A 4,314-nucleotide genomic window follows, 5' to 3' on the forward strand; every position below is an offset into this window, starting at 1 on the left:
TTTGGAACGGTTCATCTGAATGATGGAAGAAGCCGGGTTGTCGCCTTCGACCGGGAGGGCAATCTGGGCGGCGGCTTCGGATTCGATTCACCGATCGAACTCACGGTCAACCTTCCGATCGCTTTCTCTCCTGATGATAGTCTCTTCTACTTCACCGAGCGCGGGCGGGACATTTACGAGTATTATCGAGATGACTTCGAGGTTACCCAGCACTGGTCGGTGCGCCAGCCGGGTGAGGAGAACAACCCCCTCGGAATGACCTGGAACCGCCTCGATCCGGACGGTATGCCGCTATACGTAACCGACCGCATCGGTCCCAACGGGCAGGGTCGCTCTACCATAAGACTCATCAAGACCGATCCGGTTACGCACAGATCGATAGTCTGGGGCCAGTTAATGACCGATGACCCGGCGATTGGGACGAATGGAATTACCGTTATTGCCGATCCCCGTTACGACCGCAACCATATGCTTCTGGCCTACATTAAGAACTACTCGGGACGGGACAGCATCCGGGTTGTTGAGATAGGACCACAGGTCGCTTTCCTGCGGGGGCGCGGCTTAAGTATTTTACAAAGCATCGTTCCGCCCGATTCGACCCGCCATATAGCGATGAACTTCGACGCTCGCAACTGGCCCGAGGCTGCTTACAGATTCGCAGTCCGGATTCAGCACAACGCCCTCGGGCCGGACGTCCTGATTCCGGTAACGTTCGTCGTCGATCGCAACTCCAGAGTCGAAGATGTTGACCTCCTGCCGGTTGAGTTCGGCATCGAGCGCCTCTTCCCGAATCCCTTCAATGCCGGGCTTCAGTTGGCAATCAACCTGCCCGATGCGAGTGACGCCACATTGCGTCTCTATGATATAACGGGCCGGGAGATCGACGTCCTCTGGACCGGCCGCGGTGCCGGTCGCATCCAGATTGCTTATCAAGGCGGTCATTTGGCGTCCGGAATCTATCTGGTCGCACTCGAGTCGGCCGGTCGCAGCGACCGGCGCAAGGTTCTACTCATCCGGTGAGGACGGACTCCAAATCGGCTGTTCACTCCACACCCAGTATTTATCGGAGCGCTCTTGAGCCCGATCTTCCGCTCAATTCTCCCCATCTTCCTGCCGGTTCTGGCTATCGCTCAGGTCGTCATTCGCCCGGGCGATATTCCGCGCCAGGGAGGGACCTTTGCCGACTATTGGGCTGCGACTGATACTACGGACGGCATAGCAGTCGATCCCGGGCAAGCAGGCGAAGACCGCTTCTGGGACTTCTCCGACTACCAATTCGACACTATCGAGCGCGACTCGCTCCTGGACCGCGAGGATGCGCCTTCCGCCGAGGCTTTCCCGACCGCCAACCGTATTGTGCGCACTCTCGCCGGAGCCCCCGGCGATCTTTTCGCCAGCGATCTACAGTATGAGGCCGTTACCGACAGCGGTTGGTATCTGCTCGGCTTCGACGGCGAAGGCTTTGGCGGCGAGCCTATGCCGGTTGTCTTCCCGAATCCGCCTGAAATGCTCGATCTCCCGGCAGAGTATGGAGCCGCGTGGGACATCGGCGCCCGATTCGAAATCGGATTTCCGGCTCCCGATACACTGGCCGCTCTATTCGACTCGGTCTATATTCGTCTGACCCTTGGTGGTGACTCGGAACTTGACGCCTGGGGGACACTCCGTTTCAGCGGTGGCGATATGCCGGTACTGCGTCAACGGACGACTCTCGGCGGCCGGATAACGGTTGTTGGGACACGGGTCATTTTCAATCGTCGTGTCGAAGTCGAACTGCCCTTCGGCTTTGAGATACCCGTCTCGATAGCCTATCGCTTTCTCAGCCCCGGAGTCGGCGAAATCGCCAGCATCACTTCGTTGCCAGGCGAGAATGACCCTGACTTCCAAGTCGCCGGGAGCATTCGAGTCCGCCGGGTGATACCCGCACTTGCCGTCGATGAGCCTCTGCTTGCATTTGGCATCGTCCATCCCGGAAACGCCGGCACCGGCACTCTGCACATCGCCAATCGTGGCGAAGGCGCCGGTCGGATCACAGAAGTCACTTTCTCGGGCGGTCTCGGATCGGAAATCGAACTCCTGACCCCCTTGCCCGTCATCGTTCCGCCCGATAGTTCAGCCCGGCTCCGTTTCCTCTGGTCGCCTCAAGTTGAGAAGTCGCTATTCCCCGAGCGCGTTTTCCTTCATCATAACGACCCCGAACTGGAGAACCCGTTATCGATCCCGCTTCAAGGCGCAACACCGGACTATGCTGCGGTGCCGGATGAGACCGCCCCGGTTCCGACCGGACATTTGCTCGAAGCCTTTCCCAACCCCTTCAACGGACTTCTCACGATCCGCTTTTCAGTTCCGACTGCCGGGATTGGCAATCTCCTAAAGCTAACCGATGTCAACGGACGGGAAATCGCGCAGCGCAGATTGCCTTTTTCAATCGGCATTACTGCTTTCGACCTCCATGACTACCCCGCCGGACTCTACCTAATCGAACTTCGCTCATCCGGCACATCCCTAATCCGTGCCGTCTATCTGGTAAAGTAACGTGACCACCGGACATGCCGCGCACCGCTTGACGGCTACTGTCCTGCTTCTCGCACTCGTCGCCACACCGCTCACTGCCGAAGACCTCGACTCCCTTCTACGCAATCAAGGTCTTAGGGCCGGCCCTTATGCCGAAGCCCTTTTCGGCCACTTGAACAGCCGATGGCTTATGACGCAACCTTTGGCAACTCAGATTACTTCAAACTATCCGATTACCGCTTCCTGCTTGCCAATCTGCCGCTTGCCGATTTGACTTGCCTTGAAGCCGAAGACCTCATCGAAAACGTCAACCTCGCTCGCAATGCCCTTGACCGGATGCCATGGGGAGCGTCTATCCCGCCCGATCTTTACGACCACTTCATTCTGCCGCACCGTGTCTCGCAAGAGCCTTTCGTCAAATGGCGACGCCTCTTCCTCGACGAATTGGCGCCTCGCGTCGAAGGCCTTTCGATGCCGGAGGCGATCCTTGAGGTCAATCACTGGTGCCACGAAAAGGCGACCTATCGTCCGACCGACGGTCGGGATCAAGATCCCTTAACAACCATTCGTTCCGGGTACGGGCGTTGCGAAGAGGAAATGATCCTGACCATCTGCGCGTTGCGGGCAGTGGCTATTCCAGCCCGACAGTGTTACACCCCCTATTGGGCTCATAGCGACGATAATCACGCCTGGGTCGAGGCTTGGGCGGATGGACAATGGTATTACCTCGGCGCTTGTGAACCAGCACAGAGCCTCAACTCCGCGTGGTTCAGTAGTCCTGCACAGCGCGCAATACTCATCATCTCAACCGCATACGGAGATTATACCGGTGACGAACCGGTGCTTCGCCGTTACGGTCGCTCGACTGCCATCAACTCGACTTCAGTTTATGGGCCGGTGAAGCAACTTCAGGTTGTCTTGCTGGATCGAAAGGGCCGCACCTTGCCAGGCGCAAAAGCGGTCTTCAGCCTCTGGAACTACGGCACTTTAATGCCGGCGACGGCCCTCACTTCTGATGCTAATGGCCATCTGACCTTGATCAGCGGCATCGGCGACTGGTTTGTAGCCGTGCAGGTGAATGAACGAATGGCGTTTGCCCATGTCGAGGGCTCCACCGAGTCGCTGACCCTACGCCTGACAGCCAAAGAGCCGGATGACTGGTCGGGCGGGTTCTGCTATCAGCCGCCTCCTGCGGCAAGCGCTCCCTCAGCGGACATTATCTCCGCCGAAGGTGAAGCGCGCGGCATCATCTCACCCGAGGTTCGCGAACGTGCCGACAGCCTCTTTAGGACTCGTTTGACTCGCGAAGACTCGCTTAGGGAGACTTGTCTTTGGCCGCTCCGTCCGAACTTCGGCGACGATCCCGGATCGGTTTATCTTAAGCCCGACTCCGCCCGCTTTTGGAGCGATCCGGCCTTTGCAAGTGTTGACGATACACTCCGCGACGTCCTCTTGCAGAGACTCCTCGACGCCCGCGGAAACTGGCTCGCCATCTATGATTTTCTAAACGGGAAGGGCAGGGAAGGGGCCGATCCAGCACCAAGCTTCGATCCGCTCCGTTGGGAGGTCGTCAAGCGGCTTACCCCCAAGGACTTGCTCGACTGGCCTGGTGAGCCTTACGAGGTGACAACGACCCTGGACCTCGCATCCGATGATGGCCATCTGAAATCTCATTTGGCCTCCCTCGACTCCGCAGCCCGTGAGCGTTTCCTCGACTTCGTCCTGCCGGTGCGCATCGACGACGAACCAGCCTCCGGTCGCAGGGAACGTTCTCAACTTGCGTCGTTCTTGAGGAAGGAA

General features: G+C 58.4%; 3 protein-coding genes. All 3 read left to right on the forward strand.

Annotated elements, in window-relative coordinates; translation table 11 throughout:
* A partial coding sequence (locus FJY67_11485; protein MBM3330070.1) for a T9SS type A sorting domain-containing protein occupies positions 1-1,020 on the forward strand: 1,020 nt, incomplete at its 5' end.
* 54 nt (positions 1,021-1,074) lie between these two features.
* Positions 1,075-2,535 (forward strand): T9SS type A sorting domain-containing protein, encoded by a 1,461-nt coding sequence (locus FJY67_11490; GenBank protein ID MBM3330071.1) that lies wholly within the window; start codon positions 1,075-1,077, stop codon positions 2,533-2,535.
* Positions 2,536-2,697: 162 nt separating this feature from the next.
* Positions 2,698-4,314, forward strand: a 1,617-nt coding sequence (locus FJY67_11495; GenBank protein MBM3330072.1) for a transglutaminase domain-containing protein, incomplete at its 3' end; no start/stop codon positions are given.

It is taken from the genome of Calditrichota bacterium, from assembly GCA_016867835.1.
GTDB lineage: Bacteria > Electryoneota > AABM5-125-24 > Hatepunaeales > Hatepunaeaceae > VGIQ01.